Below are 19916 nucleotides of genomic sequence, written 5' to 3' on the forward strand. Positions count from 1 at the left end.
CTGTGGGCCCGGTTCCGACCGGGCCCACAGGCGTATCCGGAACCCGCCCGGCCGGCGCGTTTTGAGTTTCATACGGAGTAGTGCATACTTATGCCTATCGCCGTAAGCCTGTTCGCACAGTTGTGAAGGAGAAAGCCGTGACCGAGCGCGTCGTACTCGCCTACTCGGGCGGTCTGGACACGTCCGTCTGCATCGGCTGGATCGCCGAGGAGACGGGCGCCGAGGTCATCGCCGTCGCCGTCGACGTCGGCCAGGGCGGCGAGGACCTGGACGTCATCCGCCAGCGGGCGCTGGACTGCGGTGCCGTCGAGGCCGAGGTCGCCGACGCCCGCGACGAGTTCGCCGACGAGTACTGCCTGCCGGCCCTCAAGGCCAACGCCCTCTACCAGGGCGAGTACCCGCTGGTGTCCGCCCTCTCGCGGCCCGTCATCGTCAAGCACCTGGTCGCCGCCGCGCAGAAGCACGGCGCCACCACCGTCGCCCACGGCTGCACCGGCAAGGGCAACGACCAGGTCCGCTTCGAGGTCGGCATCAACTCCCTCGCCCCGGGCCTCAAGTGCATCGCCCCGGTCCGCGACTACGCGATGACCCGCGACAAGGCCATCGCCTTCGCGGAGGCCAAGGGCCTGCCGATCGCCACCACCAAGAAGTCCCCGTACTCGATCGACCAGAACGTCTTCGGGCGGGCCGTCGAGACCGGCTTCCTGGAGGACATCTGGAACGCCCCGATCGAGGACGTCTACGAGTACACCCAGAACCCCGCCACCCCGCGCGAGGCCGACGAGGTGGTCATCACCTTCGACGCCGGCGTCCCGGTCGCCATCGACGGCCGCAAGGTCACCGTCCTGCAGGCCATCGAGGAGCTCAACCGGCGGGCCGGCGCCCACGGCATCGGCCGCCTCGACATGGTCGAGGACCGGCTGGTCGGCATCAAGTCCCGGGAGATCTACGAGGCCCCCGGCGCGATCGCGCTGATCACCGCCCACCAGGCGCTGGAGAACGTCACCGTCGAGCGCGAGCTCGCCCGCTACAAGCGGCAGGTCGAGCAGCGCTGGGCCGAGCTGGTCTACGACGGCCTGTGGTTCTCCCCGCTCAAGCGCGCCCTGGACGGCTTCGTCAACGAGGCCAACCAGCACGTCTCCGGCGACATCCGGATGGTCCTCCAGGGCGGCCGGGCCGTCGTCAACGGCCGCAAGTCCGACCAGTCGCTGTACGACTTCAACCTCGCCACCTACGACACCGGCGACACCTTCGACCAGTCGATGTCCAAGGGCTTCATCGAGATCTTCGGCCTCTCCTCGAAGATCGCCGCCCGGCGCGACCTGGGCTGATCGGCCCCCGGCCCCGGCCGCACCCCCCCGCGGGGCCGGCCGGGGCCACCCCCTCCCTCTTCCCGCACGTCAGCAAGGAGCCAGCGATGTCCGCCGACCAGACCGCCTCCGGTGGCGACGTCCGCCTCTGGGGCGCCCGCTTCGCCGACGGCCCGTCCGAGGCCCTCGCCAGGCTCTCGGCCTCGGTGCACTTCGACTGGCGCCTCGCCCCCTACGACATCGCCGGATCCAAGGCCCACGCCCGCGTCCTGCACAAGGCCGGCCTGCTCACCGACGACGAGCTCGCCGCCATGCACGACGGACTCGACCGGCTGCTCGCCGACGTCGAGGCCGGCACCTTCACCGGCACCATCGCCGACGAGGACGTCCACACCGCCCTGGAGCGCGGCCTGCTGGAGCGCCTCGGCCCGGACCTCGGCGGCAAGCTGCGGGCCGGCCGCTCCCGCAACGACCAGATCGCCACCCTCTTCCGGATGTACCTGCGGGACCACGCGAAGACCATCGGCACCCTGCTGCTCGACCTCCAGCACGCCCTGGTCGGCCTCGCCGAGGCCCACCCGGACACCGCCATGCCGGGCCGCACCCACCTCCAGCACGCCCAGCCCGTGCTCTTCGCCCACCACGTCCTCGCGCACGTGCAGGCCCTCGGCCGGGACGCCGAGCGGCTGCGCCAGTGGGACGCCCGCACCGCCGTCTCCCCCTACGGCTCCGGGGCCCTGGCCGGCTCCTCGCTCGGCCTCGACCCGCAGGCCGTCGCCGCCGACCTCGGCTTCGAGGGCGGCTCAGTCGGCAACTCCATCGACGGCACCGCCTCGCGCGACTTCGTCGCCGAATTCGCCTTCGTCACCGCGATGATCGGGATCAACCTCTCCCGCATCGCGGAGGAGGTGATCATCTGGAACACCAAGGAGTTCGGCTTCATCACGCTGCACGACGCGTTCTCCACCGGCTCGTCGATCATGCCGCAGAAGAAGAACCCCGACATCGCCGAACTCGCCCGCGGCAAGTCCGGCCGGCTCATCGGCAACCTCACCGGCCTGCTCGCCACCCTCAAGGCCCTCCCGCTCGCCTACAACCGCGACCTGCAGGAGGACAAGGAGCCGGTCTTCGACTCCTGCGACACCCTTGAGGTCCTGCTGCCCGCCTTCACCGGCATGATGGCCACCCTCACCGTCCACCGCGAGCGCCTCGAGGAGCTCGCCCCGGCCGGCTTCTCCCTCGCCACCGACATCGCCGAGTGGCTCGTCAAGCAGGGCGTGCCGTTCCGCGTCGCCCACGAGGTCGCCGGTGCCTGCGTCAAGGAGTGCGAGGCCCACGGCATCGAACTCGCCGACCTGACGGACGCCCAGTTCGCCGCCATCTCCGAGCACCTCACCCCCGAGGTCCGGACCGTGCTCAGCGTCCACGGCGCCATCGCCTCCCGCAACGGCCGCGGCGGCACCGCCCCCGACGCCGTCGCCGTCCAGCTCGCCGAGGTCAAGGCCGACCTCGCCGTCCAGCAGGAGTGGGCGACCGGCTGACCGGAGCCCACCACCCGGGGGAGGGGCGCGGCGGGAACACCGTCGCGCCCCTCCCGCGCGCACGCCACCGCACGGCCGTAACCGGCACCGCCCCCGCCCGGTCAACCACGGTATGCGCACCGACCTCCCGCCCCTGCCGTCCCACCCGTCCGCCGAGGACGAGGTCCTCGCCGGCCTGCGCCGCCGCCACCTGCGCGAGGCCGTCGCCGCCCTGCCCGGACGCTGCCCGCAACTGGTCGCCGCCCTCGCCGAGGACCCGCCGCCGACCTACCGCGAGCTCTCCCACCGCCTCGGCATGCCGCGCGGCTCGATCGGCCCCACCCGAGCCCGCTGCCTGGCCTGCCTGCGCGCCCTGCTGCGCACCGAGCGCTACGCCTGAGCCGCTCCGCCGTGCCGCTGCCCGCCCGCGCCCCGCCGCCGAGCCGCCCCTCACCCGGTCGGACGTGACGCTCGCCACGTCGGCCCCCGGCGCCGCCCGGCCGCCGGGCGTGACCCTCGCCACGTCCGGCGGCCGCGAGGTTGAGAGCAGCTGACGCGCGGGTAAGGCGCTGGCGAACGCCGCTCTTGACGGTGACGCGCACGCCCCGATACTGACCGTGAGCGCGCCGCCGCCGACACGGCCCCACCGGGCCGTGCGGGCCGGTACGTTCGTGCGCCACCCCGGTCTGGGCGGATCCCCGGCCGGGACCAGACACCTCCGGCAGGGAATCCGGTGCGACACCCTCACGTTCGCGCGCCGGCACAAGGATGGGGAGGCCCCCGCACATGGGCATGAGCGTCATCATTTCTACCGCCGACACGAACGACACGGAGCAGATCCTCAAGCTCCAGTACCTCGGCTACCAGAGCGAGGCCGAGCTCTACGGGGACTGGGCCATCGAGCCGCTGACCCAGACCCTGCAGAGCCTGCTCACCGAGCTCACCGAGCAGCACGTCCTGGTCGCCCGCCTCGGCGAGGAGATCGTCGGCACCGTCCGCGGCCAGGTCGGCCCCGACGGCGTCGGCCGGATAGGGCGGCTGGTCGTCCACCCCCGGATGCAGCGCCACGGCCTCGGCGGCCGCCTGCTGGAAGCCCTCGAACGGCGCCTCGCCGAGGACGGCGCAGTGACCTCCTACCGGCTCTTCACCGGCCACCGCAGCCTCGGCAACCTGCGCCTCTACGCCCGCCAGGGCTACCGGGAGACCACCGTCGAGCAGGTCAGCGGCCGGCTCACCCTGGTGCACCTGGAGAAGCCCGCCGCCGCCCCGCTCGCCGCCACCGCCTGAACGCCCGACCGAACGCCCGACCGTCCCGGTCCTCGTCGGCGCCGCCACCATCCGGACCACGGTGGCGGCGCCGAGCCGTATCACCGCAGGTGAGAGAGACCGCTGTCCGTATTCCGGACAGCCCTGCGAAATAATTGGGGTTCGCCCGGCGCATCTGTTTTACTGGCTCACATGACTGCGACGACGAAATGGACCCCCACCGGCACCCTGCCGGCAGGTGAGCGTGCCATGTGCCGTCGAATGTGTCACCGCTGAGGGCCACCGCCCCCGGCACCCGCTGAGAGTGCCCTCCCCTCGCGCCCCGAAGCGAGGAACCCGCCGCCGCTCCCGTCCGTGTGAGCGCGCCCACTCTGCCGTCCCCCTCCTCCGGCCCGTCCGCCCGCCCGCGGATCCGGTGACCCGTCAGGGCCGTGCCCGCGCACGGCCCGGCCGCCCCGCGGCGACGACCGGGGTACGACAGCGACGGAATCCCCAGGCGTGACCCCGTCCGTGTCGCCGACCGCACCGCGGTCCGGCGGCCGCACGCCGCCCGCCCCCGACGTACGGAAGCAGTTGTGATCACCACCACGGACCTCACCAAGGTCTACCGATCCCGCGGCCGCGAGGTGACCGCCCTCACGGGCGTCGACCTCCACGTCCGCCCCGGCGAGGTCTACGGAGTCGTCGGCACCAGCGGCGCCGGCAAGTCCACCCTCATCCGCTGCGTGAACATGCTGGAGCGGCCGACCTCCGGCACCGTCACCGTGGACGGCCTCGAACTCACCGCCCTCGCCGGCGGCGAGAACCGGGCCGGCAAGGAGCTGCGCGAGGCCCGCCGCCGGATCGGCATGGTCTTCCAGCACTTCAACCTGCTCTCCTCGCGGACCGTCCAGCAGAACGTCGAACTCCCGCTGGAGATCATCGGCCTCGACCGCACCGAGCGCCGCCGCAAGGCCGCCGAACTGCTCGACCTCGTCGGCCTCGCCGACAAGGCCCGCAGCTACCCCGGCCAGCTCTCCGGCGGCCAGAAGCAGCGCGTCGGCATCGCCCGCGCCCTCGCCGGCGACCCCAAGGTGCTGCTCTCCGACGAGGCCACCTCGGCGCTCGACCCCGAGACCACCCGCTCCATCCTCAAGCTGCTGCGCGAGCTCAACCAGCAGCTCGGCCTCACCGTCCTGCTCATCACCCACGAGATGGACGTCATCAAGTCGGTCTGCGACTCCGCCGCCCTGATGCGCGGCGGCCGGGTCGTCGAGTCCGGCGCACTCACCGACCTGCTCGCCCGGCCCGACTCCGAGCTCGCCCGCGAGCTCTTCCCGCTCGGCGAGTTCGGCACCGGCCGGCCCGGCGCCACCGTGCTGGAGATCACCTTCCAGGGCGACGCCCCCGCCCACCCCTTCGTCTCCCAGCTCGCCCGCACCTACCAGATCGACATCAACATCCTCGGTGCCGCCGTCGAGACCATCGCCGGACGCATGGTCGGCCGGATGCGGGTCGAGCTGCCCGGCAGCCACCAGGACAACGTGGTGCCCATCGGCTACCTGCGCGAGCAGGGCCTCCAGGTCGACGTCCTCGACACGGCCCGCACCGCGACGACGAACGGAGCGGCCGCATGACCTGGGACCAGATGCAGGAACTGATGGGCCCCGCCACCTGGGAGACCCTCCAGATGGTCGGCGCCGCCGCCGTCGGCACCGTCCTGGTCGGACTGCCGCTCGGCGTGCTGCTGGTGCTCACCGACAAGGGCGGCCTGCTGCAGAACCGGCCCGTCAACAAGGTGCTCGGCGCCGTCGTCAACATCGCCCGCTCGGTGCCGTTCATCATCCTGATGATCGCGCTGATCTCCTTCACCCGCTGGCTGGTCGGCACCTCCATCGGCTGGCAGGCCGCGACCGTGCCGCTCACCATCGGCGCGATCCCCTTCTTCGCCCGCCTCGTCGAGACCTCCGTGCGCGAGGTCGACCGCGGCCTGGTCGAGGCCGTCCAGGCCATGGGCGGCTCCACCTGGACCATCGTCCGCAAGACGCTGATCCCCGAGGCCCTGCCCGGCCTCGTCGCCTCCGTCACCACCACGATCATCACGCTGATCAGCTACTCCGCCATGGCCGGCGCGGTCGGCGGCGGCGGCCTCGGCACCCTCGCCATCAACTACGGCTACTTCCGCTTCGAGACCGCCTTCATGTGGATCATCGTCGCGGAACTGGTGATCATCGTCACCCTGGTGCAGCTGCTCGGCGACTGGGCCGTCCGCTCCCTCGCCCACCGCGGCCGCGGCGGCGGCCGGACCCGCCTGCTGCGCCCGCGCGGCAGCGTCCCCGCCGCCCGCACCGCCGCCGACGAGAACGAACTCGTCGCCCCCTAGACCTCCCGGCGTCCGAACCCGGACCCGGCTCCCCGGTACCACGCAGAAAGGCACTTTTCGTGCGCAACGCCCTGAAGTTCACCAGCGTCCTCGCCACCGCCGGCATCGCCCTCTCCCTCGCGGCCTGCGGCAGCAACGGCGACTCGAAGTCCGCCTCGGACCCGAACGCGCCGCTCACCGTCGTCGCCAGCCCCACCCCGCACGGCCAGATCCTCAAGTACGTCAAGGACAACCTCGCGGACAAGGCCGGCCTCAAGCTCACCATCAAGGAGGTCACCGACTACGTGACCCCCAACACCGCGGTGCAGGACGGCTCGGCCGACGCCAACTACTTCCAGCACGTGCCGTACCTGGAGGACTTCAACAAGAAGCACAACACCCAGATCGTCTCCGTCGGGACGGTCCACCTGGAGCCCCTCGGCCTCTACTCCAAGAAGGCCAAGGCCATCGGCGACATCAAGGACGGCGCCACCATCGGCCTGCCCAACGACGCCACCAACGAGGGCCGCGCGCTCAAGCTGCTCGCCGACAACAACCTCATCACCCTCAAGGACGGCGTCGGCACCGCCGCCACCCCGGGCGACGTCACCGGCAACCCGAAGAACCTCAAGTGGAAGGAGCTGGAGGCCGCCCAGCTGCCCCGCTCCGTCGAGGACCTCGACGCCGCCGTCATCAACGGCAACTACGCCATCGACGCCGGCCTCAAGCCCACCAGCGACTCCCTGATCCTGGAGAAGGCCGACGGCAACCCGTACGCCAACATCCTCGCCGTCAAGCAGGGCAAGGAGAACGACCCCCGGGTCAAGAAGCTGGCCGAGCTGCTCCACTCGCCCGAGGTGAAGAAGTACATCGACGACACCTTCAAGGGCGCCGTCATCCCGGCGTTCTGATCCGCGCCACCCGCGCCGCCGACCCGTCCCGCCGGACACCACCGGGCCCCCGCCGCAACCAGGCGGGGGCCCGGTCGGGCAGTATGCACCAGTGACGGTCCGACAGACCCACATCTGACGTACTGTCGTCCGGTCCGTGCACCGCGTGACCACCCGGCACCGGTGAGGCGTACGGTGTGTCCACGACCCGGCGAGGAGAGACGGCATGGCAGCGAGCTTCCCCGAGACCGCGATCAGCACCGAACGGCTGCTGCTGCGCCCGCTTGCGGAGGACGACGCCCCCGGTCTGGCCGCCATGATGGCCGACGAACTCGTCCTGGCCTGGACCGACCGGCCCCACCCCTTCACCGAGGCCCACGGCGTCGAACTGGCCCGCACCCTCGCCCCCGCCCACCGCGCCGCAGGCCACGGCATCGTCCTCGCCGTCACCGAACACCTCACCCAGCGCCTGGTCGGCCTCGTCGAACTCCGCCACACCGACTGGCGGCTGCGCTCCACCGAGATCTCCTTCATCACCGCCGCCTGGGCCCGCGGCGAGGGCTACGCCCCCGAAGCCGTCCTCGGCGTCGCCCAGTGGCTCTTCGAGGACCGCGGCTTCCAGCGCCTGGAACTGCGCACCGCCGCCGGCAACACCGCCGCCCAGCAGGTCGCCCAGAAGATCGGCGGCATCAGCGAGGGCGTGCTGCGCAGCGCCTGGATAGTCCGGGGCGACACCGGCGAGGTGGTCGAGGAGAGCCGCAGCGACCTCATCCTGTGGAGCCTGCTGCCCGAGGACCTGGAAGCCCCCGAGGCCCCCGCCCCCGCGTGGGCCGGCGGCCACCGCTACGTCCTGCGCGACTGAACCCGGCGCCCGCCGCCCCGCGCCCCGCCGGGCACAGGTGTACGAGATGTCCGCGCCGAAGGGATCACACCCGGTAGCCTCTGACCGGCGCCGCACAACGGCGCCGCCTGTCGGCGCACGGATGGCGAGGGAGACGGCCGCAGATGGCTGACCGGATCACGGTCATCGGGTGGGACGGCACACCGCTGACCGAGGCCGCCGCCGCGGCCCTCGCCGCGGCCACCCTGGTGGCCGGCGCCCCCTACCAGCTCAAGGCCCTCCCGGTGCCGCCCGCCGCCGAACGCATCGCGCTCGGCAGCATCCAGCTCGCAGCCCGCCGGATCGCCGAGCACCGCGGCGCCGCCGTCGTCATCGCCGAGGGCGACCCCGGCTTCTTCGGCGTCGTCCGGACCCTGCGCCGCCCCGAGTACGGACTCGAACTCGAAGTCCTGCCCGCCGTCTCCTCGGTCGCCGCCGCCTTCGCCCGGGCCGGCATGCCCTGGGAGGACGCCCAGGTCGTCAGCGCCCACGGCGGCCGGCTGCGGCGCGCCGCCAACGTCTGCCGTGCCCACCCCAAGGTCGCCGTCCTCACCGCCCCCGGCGCCGGACCCAGCGAACTCGCCCTGATGCTCCGCGGCGTCCACCGCACCTTCGTGGTCTGCGAGGCCCTCGGCACCCCTGACGAGGACGTCACCGTCCTCACCTCCGACCGGGTCGCCGACCACATCTGGCGCGACCCCAACGTCGTCCTGGTGATCGGCGGCAGCAGCGCCGGGGGCCCCGGCGGCGGACCGCAGAGCGGCGCCGCCGGCGAAGCGGCCGGCTGGCTCGCCGGACGCCCCGTCGGCTACCCCGGTGCCGACCGCGGCTGGGCCCTGCCCACCGACACCTATACAGGCACGGGGCGCGCGCCCGGCGCGACCGACGCGCTCCCGGCGCACGTCCGCGCGCTCGTGCTCGCCCGCCTCGGCGCGCGCCCCGGCGACCTCGTCTGGTCCGTCGGCGCCGGCAGCGGCGCGCTCGCCGTCGAGGCCGCCCGCTTCGGCGCCGCCGTGGTCGCCGTCGAGGCCGACCGCGCCGCCTGCGCCCGCCTCGCCGTCAACGCCCGCCGCTACGGCGTCGAGGTCGAGACCGTCCACGGCCACGGCCCCGACGTCCTCGGCGAACTCCCCGAACCCGACGCCGCCGTGGTCGAGACCGGCGGCCCCGACGTGGTGCGCGCCGTACTCTCGCGCCGCCCCGAACGGATCGTCGCCGTCGCCCGCACCCTCGCCGAGGCCGAGGAGGTCCGCCGCGCCATCGCCGACGCCGGCTACCGTGCCGACGGCGCACTGCTCCAGTGCGCGCCGCTGCTCGCGCCTGCCCCCGGCACCCCGGCCGGCGGCGGCGACCAGGGCGCCCACGGACTGCGCCTCGGCGTCGGCGACCCCGGCACCTTCCTGCTCTGGGGTGAGCAGAAAGTGTGAAGGCCCGGTGTCGATTCCGGTCGGCGGGCCGTCGGTGGCGGCCCCGGCCCGTCCGGACGGCCCGTCCGGCCGGGCCCGCACACCGGGACTTGCCGCGGCTCCGCACGGTGATCCAGGTCGCATCCGGACACCGATTCGAGAGGCGGCCCCGCCGGGCCGGTAATGTGGCGTCCGGGACGGCTGCGGCCTCCACCGGCCCGCCCGATCCGGTCGGTTCGGCACCGTTCCGACGCGGTACGGACCGGTACGGCTCGAAGTGTGGGCAATTCGACGGGCCGCCCGCCGGACCTGGAGAATGCCGTAGGGTCCGGTGCGGTCGTGCCGGTTGCCCCGGCTTGTCGTTGTTTCAGATGGCGCGCCACCCCGCACGGGTGGTGCGCGGGCCGGGGTGCCGCGGCGCGCCGGAAGGACTTCGGCCGCAGCGCCTCGGCGCGGCGGCCGTGTGTGGTTGAGGGGCGGGCCGGTGCAGGCCCGGCCCGTGCGGATGGGCGCTGCGGTCGGTGATCGCGTCGCCGAGGGCGCGGCAGCGGCCTGGAAGGAGCTTTGACATGACCGATGGCGGCCACGTCCCGAACGAGGGACTGCCGGAGCACCTGCTCGCCGGGCCCGACCCGCTCGGCGGCCCCGAGGGCGCCGCGGCCGTCGCACCCGGGCAGGGCGTCCCCGCCCAGGGTGTCCCGCACGGCGCGCCCGGATTCGCCGCGCCCGCCCCCGGCATGCCCGGCGGCGTCGGCGACGGCTGGACCGTCGACCCGGGCGCCCACCGCCCCGCCTTCCACTTCGTCGACCAGCCCGACGGCCTCGACGACGAGGACGACGTCCTGCTGATGCCCGGCCCGCAGGGCTCCTGGGGCGAAGCGGCCGGCGAGCAGCAGTCCCCGCCCGGCACCCCCGTCGAGCCGTCCTGGCCGCCGCTGGACCCGCCCGTGCTCGGCGCCGCCCAGGCCCAGCACCTTCCTCCGCACGCCCAGCCGGCACCCGGCGCCCAGACCGTCCCGGTCCAGGGCCAGGGCCCCGAGGCGATGACGGCCGCTCAGCAGCCGCGCCGCCCGCTGCACGCCGGCCCGCCGATCCCGGACCCGTCCCTGATGACCGGCCAGGTCCCGGTGCGCTCGCTCGCCGACCGCGGCCCGTCCACCGGCAGCACGCCCGCCCACGGCATCCCGGTCGTGACGGCCGCCGTCCAGCCGGAGCCGCAGGCCGTCCCGGTCGTGGCGCCCGTCGCGGCCGCCGCGCCCGTCGCCCAGCCGGTGCCGGTCGCCCAGCCGGTCGAGGCCGCCGCCGCGCAGGCGGCCGCGCCCGCCGAGGCCCCGGCGCCCGTGGAGACCGCCGCTCCCGCCGTGCAGGTCGCGCCCGCCGAGGCCGTCGAGGCCGTCGCCGCACCCGTGGCGCCGGCCGTCGTCGGCCCCGAGGCGGTCGCACCCGCCGAGGCCGCCGTCGCGCAGCCGGTCGCCCCCGTCGCGCCCGAGACCGCAGAGCCGACCGCCGTCCCCACCGCCGGGGCTCCGGTTGAGGTCCCGGTGGAGGCCGCCGTCGCCGAGCAGCCCGCGCAGCCCGCCGAGGCCGTCGTCGAGTCGGCCGAGCCGGTGGCCCAGGCCGCCGCCGACCAGGCCGCGCAGGCCGGCCCGCCGCGTCGCATCTCCGCCTTCCTCGCCGCGCCGACCCCGCACGGTCTGCCGCAGGTCGAGGCCGTCGACCAGACCGCGCCCGCCGCCGTCGAGACGGAGGCGGAGCAGTCCGCCCCCATAGCGCCCGCCGCCGAGGCCCCGGCCGAGGTTCAGGTCGAGGTCCGGGCCGAGGTCCCGGTGGAGGCGGCCGCCGCACCCGTCGCGGCCGAGCAGCCGGTGGTCGAGCCGGTCGCCGAGCCGACCGAACCGGTGGCCCAGGCCGTCGAGCAGCCCGCCGCCGAGCAGGTTGCCGCCGAGCAGCCCGCCGTCGAGCCGGCCGTCATCGAGCAGCCCGCCGTCGAGGCCCCGGCCGCCGAGCAGCAGCCCGTTGCCGAGGCCGCAGCCGAGACCGCCGTCGGCACCGGTGAGATGCCCTCGGGCCAGCCCGTCGCCGCCCCGCCGGCCGCCGAGGGGGCCGCCGCGCCCGTGGACGCTCCGGCCGCCGTCGAGCAGGCCGCCGCCGAGCCGACCCCGGCCGAGGCCCCCGGGGCCGCGCCCGAGACCGCGGCCCCGGCCGACGCCGTCGAGGCCGAAGCCGTCGTCGGGCCCACCGAGGCCGCCGAGCCCACCGAGGCCGCCGAGCCCACCGAGGCCGCCGAGCCCACCGAGGCCGCCGAGCCCACCGAGGCCGCCGAGGCCATCGAGACCGCCGCCCCGACCGAGGCCGCCGAATCCGCCGAAGCCGACACCGTCGAGGCCGAAGCCGCCCCCGAGCCCGCCGAGCCGCGCGGCCCCGCCGCCCCCGGCTACGACGACGCCGGCCGCGAGGCCGTCCACCAGGTCATCCGCGAGCGCCGCGACATCCGCAACGGCTTCCGCCCCGACCCGATCCCGCACGAGGTGCTGATCCGCGTCCTGGAGGCGGCCCACACCGCCCCCAGCGTCGGCTACTCCCAGCCCTGGGACTTCGTGGTCATCCGCTCCGCCAAGACCCGCCGCAAGATGCACGAACTGGCCGAGCGCCAGCGCGAGGCGTACGCGGACTCGCTCCCCAAGGGCCGCGCGAAGCAGTTCAAGGAAATCAAGATCGAGGCGATCCTCGAAACGCCCGTCAACATCGTGGTCACCGCCGACCGCACCCGCGGCGGCCGCCACACCCTGGGCCGCCACACCCAGCCGCAGATGGCCCCGTACTCGGCCGCCCTCGCCGTCGAGAACCTCTGGCTGGCCGCCCGCGCCGAGGGCCTCGGCGTCGGCTGGGTGAGCTTCTTCGACGAGGAGGAGCTGGTCCGCGAGCTCGGCCTGCCCGAGCACCTGGAGGTCGTCGCCTACCTGTGCGTCGGCTTCGTCGACGCCTTCCCGGACGAGCCCGAGCTGCAGCAGCAGGGCTGGGCCAAGAAGCGCCCGCTGTCCTGGGTCGTCCACGAGGAGCAGTACGGCAACCGCGCCCTGCCGGGCGAGGACCCGCACAACGTGCTCTCCGAGACCCTGCGCGGCATCCGCCCGCTGGACGCCAAGGCGCTCGGCGAGGCCTGGGACCGCCAGAAGCGGATGACCAAGCCGGCCGGCTCGCTCGGCATGCTGGAGATCATCTCCGCCCAGCTGTGCGGCCTGTCGCGCAAGTGCCCGCCGCCGATCCCGGAGCCCGCCTGCGTCGCGGTCTTCGCCGGCGACCACGGCGTGCACGCCCAGGGCGTCAGCCCGTGGCCGCAGGAGGTCACCGCCCAGATGGTCGGCAACTTCCTGGCCGGGGGAGCGGTGGTCAACGCCTTCGCCAAGCAGATCGGCACCGAGGTCTGCGTGGTCGACGTCGGCGTGGCCGCCGAGCTGCCGGAGGCGATCCAGCAGGGCCGCACCACCGGTCTGCTGCCGCGCAAGGTCAAGCCCGGCACCGACGACATGACCCAGGGCCCGGCGATGACCCGCGAGGAGGCCCTCAAGGCCCTCGAAGTCGGCATCGAGACCGCCCGCGACCTCGTCGCGGCCGGGAACAAGGCCCTGGTCACCGGCGACATGGGCATCGCCAACACCACCGCCTCCGCCGCCCTGATCTCGGTGTTCACCGGCCTGGACCCGGCCGAGGTCACCGGACGCGGCACCGGCATCGACGACGAGACGCACGCCCGCAAGGTCGAGGTGATCCGGACCGCCCTGGCCCTGCACCAGCCGGACCCGGCCGACCCGATCGGCGTCCTCGCCGCCGTCGGCGGCCTGGAGCACGCGGCCCTCGCCGGCTTCCTGCTCGGCGCGGCCAGCCTGCGCACCCCGGTCATCCTGGACGGCGTGATCGCCGGCTCGGCCGCGCTCGTCGCCAAGGCGATCGCCCCCGAGGTGCTGGCCGCCTGCATCGCCGGCCACCGCTCGGCCGAGCCCGGCCACCAGGCCGCGCTCACCAAGCTCGGCCTGCGCCCGCTGATCGACCTCGACCTGAGGCTCGGCGAGGGCACCGGCGCCCTGCTGGCCCTGCCGCTGGTGCAGAGTGCGGCCCGCGCGATGCACGATGTAGCCACCTTCGACTCCGCCGGGGTCACCGAGAAGGCCTGAGGCTCGTCCGAACCGCTCCGCACACCGGCCCGAGGGCGCGCCGGTGCGCGGAGCGGCGCCGCACCCCGCACCCTCACCGACCCAGGAGCACCACCGATGACCGCGCCCACCCCGCACCCCAGCACCGAGGGCCGCACCCCCTACCCCGTCGGCCTGCTGCTGGCCGGCCGCCGCGTCGTGGTGGTCGGCGGCGGGCACGTCGCCCAGCGACGGCTGCCCGCCCTGCTCGCCACCGGTGCCGAGGTGCACCTGATATCGCCGGCCACCACCCCGGCCGTCCAGGCGATGGCCGACGCCGGGGAGCTGACCTGGCACCGGCGGCCCTACCAGGAGGGCGACCTCGCCGACACCTGGTACGCGCTGGTGGCCACTGACGACGCGGCGGTGAACGCCGCCGTCAGCGCGGAGGCGGAGCGCGGGCGGGTGTTCTGCGCCCGCAGCGACGACGCCTCCGCCGCCACCGCGTGGACGCCGGCCAGCGGCCGCGACGCCGGGGCGACGGTCGCCGTCCTCACCGGCGACCCGCGGCACTCGGCCGCACTGCGCGACTCGATCGTCGAGGGGCTGCGGGACGGCTCGCTCGCCGCCCGGCAGTACCGTGCGCGCGGCGCGGGGGTGGCGCTGGTCGGCGGCGGCCCGGGCGACCCGGACCTGATCACGGTGCGCGGCCGGCGGCTGCTGGCGGACGCGGACGTGGTGGTGGCCGACCGGCTGGCGCCGCGCGAGCTGCTGGCGGAGCTGCCGGAGCACGTCGAGGTGATCGACGCGTCGAAGATCCCGTACGGGCGCTTCATGGCGCAGGAGGCGATCAACCGGACGCTGGTCGAGCACGCCAAGGCCGGCAAGTTCGTGGTGCGGCTGAAGGGCGGCGACCCGTACGTGTTCGGGCGCGGCGGCGAGGAGCTGCTGGCCTGCGCCGAGGCCGGGCTGCCGGTCACGGTGGTGCCGGGCATCTCCAGCTCGATCAGCGTGCCGGCGGCGGTCGGCGTGCCGGTCACCCACCGGGGGATGACCCACGAGTTCACGGTGGTCTCGGGCCACGTGGGACCGGACGACGAGCGGTCGCTGACCGACTGGGGGGCGCTCGCCCGGATGACGGGCACGGTGGTGCTGCTGATGGCCGTCGACAAGATCGGCGCGATCGCGGCCCGGCTGATCGCGGAGGGGCGTGCCGCCGACACCCCGGTGGCCGTCGTCCAGGAGGGCACCACCGCCGCCCAGCGCCGCGTCGACGCCACCCTGGCCACCGTCGCCGCCACCGTCGAGGCCGAGGGCATCAGGCCCCCGGCGGTCATCGTCATCGGCGACGTCGTCAACGTCCTGGCCCCCGCCACGGCCCCCGACGCCTGACCTCTCGCGTTCCTCCCCGTCCGCGCTTCGCCGGCAGCACCTGTCGGCGAAGCGCGGACGGGGCACCGTGCACGCCCCGGTACCCGGCTACTCCAGCGGCTGCTCCGTCCAGATCACCTTCCCGGTGGCCGTGTACCGCGTCCCCCACCGGTCCGCGAACTGGGCGACCAGGAACAGCCCGCGCCCGCCCTCGTCCGTGGTGGCCGCGTACCGCAGGTGCGGCGAGGTGCTGCTGCCGTCCGACACCTCGCAGATCAGTGCCCGGTCGAGCAGCAGCCGCACCGTGATCGGCCCCGTGCCGTACCGGATCGCGTTGGTCACCAGCTCGCTCAGGATCAGCTCGGTGACGAACGCCGCCTCCGCAAGCCCCCACTCCTCCAGCCGCTCGGCGACCGCCGCCCGCACCCCCGCGACCGCCGCCGGATCGGACGGCACCTCCCACTGCGCCACCTGCGCCGCGGGCAGCCCCCGGGTCCGCGCCACCAGCAGCGCGATGTCGTCCTGCGGCCGCGCCGGCAGCAGGGCCTCCAGGACGTCCGCACACGTCTGCTCCGGCGTCCGCGGCGGCCCCGTCAGCGCCGCCCGCAACAGCTCCAGCCCCTCGTCGATGTCCCGCTCGCGGTCCTCCACCAGCCCGTCCGTGTAGAGCACCAGCCGGCTGCCCTCCGCCACCTCCAGCTCCACCGTCTCGAACGGCAGCACCGCCAGCCCCAGCGGCGGCCCCGTCGGCAGCTCCGGGAACACCACCGACCCGTCCGGCCGCACCAGCGCCGGCGGCGGATGCCCCGCACTCGCCACCGTGCACCGCCGTGCCACCGGGTCGTAGATCAGATAGAGGCAGGTCGCCCCCGTCACCGCCGCCGAACCCCCGGTCGCCGACTCCTCCAGGTCGATCCGGTTCACCAGCTCGTCCAGGTGCCCCAGCAGCTCGTCCGGCGGCAGGTCCAGCGTCGAGAAGTTGTGGATCGCCGTCCGCAGCCGCCCCATCGTCGCCGCCGCGTGCAGCCCGTGCCCGACCACGTCCCCCACCACCAGCGCCACCCGGGCCCCCGGCAGCGGGATCAGGTCGAACCAGTCCCCGCCCACCCCCGCCTGCGCCGGCAGGTACCGGTGCGCCACCTCCAGCGCGTTCTGCCCCGGCAGGCTGCGCGGCAGCAGACTGTGCTGCAGGGTCACCGCCATCGCGTGCTCCCGGGTGTACCGGCGCGCGTTGTCGATGCACACGGCCGCGTGCGAGACCAGCTCCTCGGCCAGCGCCAGATCCTCCTCCTCGAAGGGCTCCGCCCCCTCCGAGCGCCAGAACCGGGCGATCCCCAGCAGCACCCCGCGCGCCTTCAGCGGCACCCGCACCAGCGAGTGCACCCCGTACGCCAGCACCCGCGCCGCGGCCTCCGGATCCTGCTCGCGCCACCCCGGCGCCTGCGCCAGCCTCGGCTCCAGCCCCGGCAGCCCGCTGCTCAGCGCCCCCGCCAGCGGCGTCGACGGCGTCACCTCCTGCACCGTGCCCACCGGGTAGAACGGCGCGTCGTCCCGCACCGCCGCCAGTGCCGCCCGCCGCATCCGCATCGGCCCCGCACCGGACGGCGGCTCGTCGCCCTCCAGCACCTGGTCCGCCAGGTCCACCGTGACGATGTCGGCGAACCGGCCCACCGTCACCTGCGCCAGCTCCTCCGCCGTCCGCGTCACGTCCAGCGTGCTGCCCACCGTCACCCCGGCGTCGTAGAGCAGTCGCAGCCGCCGCTGCGCCACCTCGGCCCGCCCGGTCAGCGCCAGCAGCTCCGTGGAGTCACGCAGCGTCGCCACCGAACCCGGCGGCCCGCCGTCCCGGTCCGTGGGCCGCACGTTCACCGCCAGCAGCCGCTCGCCGGCCAGCACCACCTCGTCGCTCACCGGCCGCCCGTCGGCCAGCAGCTCCAGCGGCGCCGGCTCCAGGCCCAGCTCGGTCAGCGGACGGCCCTCGGCGTCCGGCGGCAGGTCCAGCAGCCGCCGCGCCTCGTCGTTGCAGAGCAGCAGCCGCCCGTCGCCGCCGACGATCAGCACGCCCTCGCGCACCGCGTGCAGCACCGCCGCGTGGTGCTCGTACATGCGGGTCATCTCGGCCGGCCCCAGCCCCCGGGTCTGCCGCTTCAGCCGCCGGCTGATCAGGGCCGTGCCGCCGGTCGCCAGCGCCAGCGCGACGGCCGCCGCGCCGAGCACCACCGGCAGCTGCCGCTCGCTGGCGCTGCTCACATTGGCGATCGTGATGCCCGCCGACACCGCCCCGACCACCTGCCCGTCCGGCGCGTGCACCGGCACGATCGCCTGCACCAGCGGCCCGAACGTGCCGGTGACCTGCTCGGTCACCACCTGTCCGGCCAGCGCGGGCTGGTAGGTGCCGATGACCTTCTGGCCGATCCGGGCCGGGTTGGGGTGGGCGAGGCGGATGCCGTCGGTGTTGATCACGACGATGAAGTCCACGCCCGCGTTGATCCGCGCCGACTGCGCCGAGGGCTGCAGGATCGCGGTCGGGTTCGGCGAGCGCAGCGCGGCGGCGGTGCCCGGCGCGTTGGCGAAGGTCTGCGCGACCGCCACCGAGCGGTTGGTGGCCTCCTGCCGGGCGTCGTTGCGGGACTGCACCAGCAGCGCCACCACGGCCGCCACCACCAGCAACAGTACGACCACGACCTGTAGCGCGAAGACCTGTCCGGCCACCGACCGGACCCGGGCCGGTGCGGTCCGGGCCGTTCGTGATCGCAGGTGCCGACCGTGGGGGCGCCCACCGGGCGAGCCGGCGACGGTACCCGTGGATCGGGAGGCGGACGTGGAACCGGCCGCACCGGGGTCCGACGGAGCCCAAGATCGGCCCGGAAAACGGGCCATACGTCATATTTGCACTCCGCGTGGCGGCGGGCCAAGGGCGGCCACCCCGTTCATTGGGCCGGTTGGCCTTCCCCGGCCCGTCTTGGCAAGATCGCAGGGTGTCCGAACCCAGCACCATCACCGACCCCGCCGACCCGCGCCTCGCCGACTACACCGGCCTGACCGACGTCGAACTCCGCCGCCGCCGCGAACCCGCCGAGGGCCTGTTCATCGCCGAGGGCGAGAAGGTTGTGCGCCGCGCCCTGGCGGCGGGCTACCGGATGCGGTCGATGCTGCTGACCCCCAAGTGGCTGGACGTGATGGCCGACGTCATCGCTGAGGCCGACGCCCCCGTCCACGTCGTCGAACCCGCGCTGGCCGAGGCCGTCACCGGCTACCACGTCCACCGCGGCGCCCTCGCCTCGATGGAACGGCAGCCCCTGCCGGACGCCGCCGACATCCTGGCCGGCGCCCGCCGGGTGGCCGTCCTGGAGGGCCTGGTCGACCACACCAACCTGGGCGCGATCTTCCGCAGCGCCGCCGCCCTGGGCATGGACGCCGTCCTGCTCTCGCCCGACTGCGCCGACCCGCTGTACCGGCGCGCGGTGAAGGTCTCGATGGGCGCCGTCTTCGCCGTCCCGTACGCCCGGCTCGACCCCTGGCCGACCGCCCTGGACACGGTGCGCGCCGCCGGCTTCAGCCTGCTCGCCCTCACCCCGGCCGACACCGCCGTCGACCTGGCCGGGCTCGCCCCGCACCGCCTCCCCAAGGCGGCCCTGATGCTCGGCGCCGAGGGCGACGGCCTCACCCCCCGCGCCCTGGCCGCCGCCGACCACGCGGTCCGCATCCCGATGGCCCACGGCGTCGACTCCCTCAACGTCGGCGCCGCCGCGGCCGTGGCCTTCTACGCCGTCACCACCACCGCCTGACCCCCAACGCCGCAGGAAGTCGGCCCTGCCGACTTCCTGCTCCGGCGTGTCTCGGCCTGCGCCTGTTCGTGCGGCGCGCCGTGCTGTGGTGGGGGAGTCCGGACCCGCGGTCGTTCCGCTCCGGTCGCCTCTCGTCCGTGCCGTGCGCGGGAAGTCGGGCCAGCCGACTTCCTGCTCCCGGGGTCAGCCCGCCGGGGCGGTCGGGGGTGCGGGGGCGGCGGCGGGGGGCGGGGTGGTGGCCGGGGGAGTCATGGTGGGGGAGCCGGGCCAGGACTCCTCCAGGGTGCCGTCGGCGCGCAGCGTGTAGCGGGTGGAGGTGGCGGCCCCGGTCTGGGCGACCCGCTCCTCCCGTACCAGCGCACCGCCCTCCAGCCGCCAGGCCGCCGTCGCCTGCGGATCCGCCGCCGAGGAGCGCGAGGTCAGGGCGACCGGGCTGTCCCCGCTGAAGGAGAACAGCTGCACCAGGTCGACCGGCACCGAGCCCTCCGAGCGCCGCAGCACGACCAGCGCCGCCGGTGCGCCCTTGTACCGGGCCGGGAGCACCGCGCTCAGCACGACCTGCGGGCCCGCGCCCGCCGAGCGGCCGTCCCGCAGGGAGATCGCCGGACCGCCGGCCGGATCGGCGTAGGAGCGGTTCGGCCAGTCGACCGCCGGACCGGCGCCCTGCGCCGGAAGCAGCGCGGTCTCCGCGCCGCCGCCCGCCGGGGCACCGTGCGCCGCGGCCGCCAGCGGGGTGGTCGACGCGGCGAGGCCGTCCGCCGAGAGCCCCGCACCGGCCGAGGCCTCCGGGGCGGGGGCGGGGGCGGCGGCGGACGCGGTTCCCGGCGCGGCCGGCGCGGTCGCGGCGTTCGAGGGCGCCCGCAGCCCCTGCTTGTCCCGGTTCTCGCACCCCTGCGCCGCAGCGATGGCCAGCGCGACCCCCACCGTCACCGTCACGAACACCACCAGCCGCTGCCGCAGCAGCCGCTGCCGCGCCGTCCCGGGGCGCCCGCCGGGTACGGGCGTGTGCTGCCG

13 protein-coding genes and 1 pseudogene are annotated in these 19916 nt (G+C 75.0%); 12 read left to right on the plus strand and 2 right to left on the minus strand.

What is annotated here, in order from left to right:
* Positions 1-137: 137 nt before the first annotated feature.
* From ACFVFS_RS17705 to cobA, 11 genes are all read left to right on the plus strand, one after another.
* Entirely contained in the window at positions 138-1331 is a 1194-nt protein-coding gene (locus tag ACFVFS_RS17705; RefSeq protein ID WP_380625069.1) for an argininosuccinate synthase, read from the plus strand.
* A gap of 86 nt (positions 1332-1417) precedes the next feature.
* A complete protein-coding gene (gene argH / locus ACFVFS_RS17710; RefSeq protein WP_380625071.1) occupies positions 1418-2851 on the plus strand; it encodes an argininosuccinate lyase in 1434 nt (477 codons plus the stop codon).
* 112 nt (positions 2852-2963) lie between these two features.
* Entirely contained in the window at positions 2964-3230 is a 267-nt protein-coding gene (locus tag ACFVFS_RS17715; RefSeq protein WP_380625073.1) for a hypothetical protein, read from the plus strand.
* 386 nt (positions 3231-3616) lie between these two features.
* On the plus strand, positions 3617-4117 hold the full coding sequence (locus tag ACFVFS_RS17720; RefSeq protein WP_380625075.1) for a GNAT family N-acetyltransferase: 501 nt from the start codon (positions 3617-3619) through the stop codon (positions 4115-4117).
* Positions 4118-4671: 554 nt separating this feature from the next.
* Positions 4672-5712 (plus strand): methionine ABC transporter ATP-binding protein, encoded by a 1041-nt coding sequence (locus ACFVFS_RS17725; RefSeq protein WP_380625076.1) that lies wholly within the window; start codon positions 4672-4674, stop codon positions 5710-5712.
* The gene (locus ACFVFS_RS17730) at positions 5709-6458 is read left to right on the plus strand and encodes a methionine ABC transporter permease (RefSeq protein ID WP_380625078.1); all 750 of its coding nucleotides are present in this window, start codon (positions 5709-5711) and stop codon (positions 6456-6458) included. Before ACFVFS_RS17725 ends, ACFVFS_RS17730 begins: the two co-directional genes overlap by 4 nt.
* Positions 6459-6517: 59 nt before the next feature.
* Positions 6518-7348: a MetQ/NlpA family ABC transporter substrate-binding protein gene (locus ACFVFS_RS17735; protein ID WP_380625080.1), complete on the plus strand. Its 831-nt coding sequence runs from the start codon at positions 6518-6520 to the stop codon at positions 7346-7348.
* 205 nt (positions 7349-7553) lie between these two features.
* On the plus strand, positions 7554-8189 hold the full coding sequence (locus ACFVFS_RS17740; RefSeq protein ID WP_380625082.1) for a GNAT family N-acetyltransferase: 636 nt from the start codon (positions 7554-7556) through the stop codon (positions 8187-8189).
* A 143-nt stretch (positions 8190-8332) separates the two neighbouring features.
* A complete protein-coding gene (cbiE, locus tag ACFVFS_RS17745) occupies positions 8333-9634 on the plus strand; it encodes a precorrin-6y C5,15-methyltransferase (decarboxylating) subunit CbiE (RefSeq protein WP_380625084.1) in 1302 nt (433 codons plus the stop codon).
* Positions 9635-10350: 716 nt separating this feature from the next.
* On the plus strand, positions 10351-13785 hold the full coding sequence (gene cobT, locus ACFVFS_RS17750) for a nicotinate-nucleotide--dimethylbenzimidazole phosphoribosyltransferase (RefSeq protein WP_380625100.1): 3435 nt from the start codon (positions 10351-10353) through the stop codon (positions 13783-13785).
* A 96-nt stretch (positions 13786-13881) separates the two neighbouring features.
* A complete protein-coding gene (gene cobA, locus ACFVFS_RS17755) occupies positions 13882-15135 on the plus strand; it encodes a uroporphyrinogen-III C-methyltransferase (RefSeq protein ID WP_380625086.1) in 1254 nt (417 codons plus the stop codon).
* Between the two features lie 87 nt (positions 15136-15222).
* Here cobA and ACFVFS_RS17760 read toward each other — a convergent pair whose 3' ends face one another.
* The gene (locus tag ACFVFS_RS17760) at positions 15223-17994 is read right to left on the minus strand and encodes a SpoIIE family protein phosphatase (RefSeq protein WP_380625088.1); all 2772 of its coding nucleotides are present in this window, start codon (positions 17992-17994) and stop codon (positions 15223-15225) included.
* 98 nt (positions 17995-18092) lie between these two features.
* On the opposite strand from ACFVFS_RS17760, the gene ACFVFS_RS17765 reads away from it, so the two are divergent.
* Complete coding sequence (locus ACFVFS_RS17765; RefSeq protein WP_380625090.1) at positions 18093-18902, plus strand: TrmH family RNA methyltransferase; 810 nt, start codon at positions 18093-18095, stop codon at positions 18900-18902.
* Between the two features lie 183 nt (positions 18903-19085).
* Here ACFVFS_RS17765 and ACFVFS_RS17770 read toward each other — a convergent pair.
* Positions 19086-19916, minus strand: a pseudogene (locus tag ACFVFS_RS17770) (hypothetical protein); the annotation flags it as partial.

Source organism: Kitasatospora sp. NPDC057692 (assembly GCF_042799475.1).
Lineage (GTDB): Bacteria > Actinomycetota > Actinomycetes > Streptomycetales > Streptomycetaceae > Kitasatospora.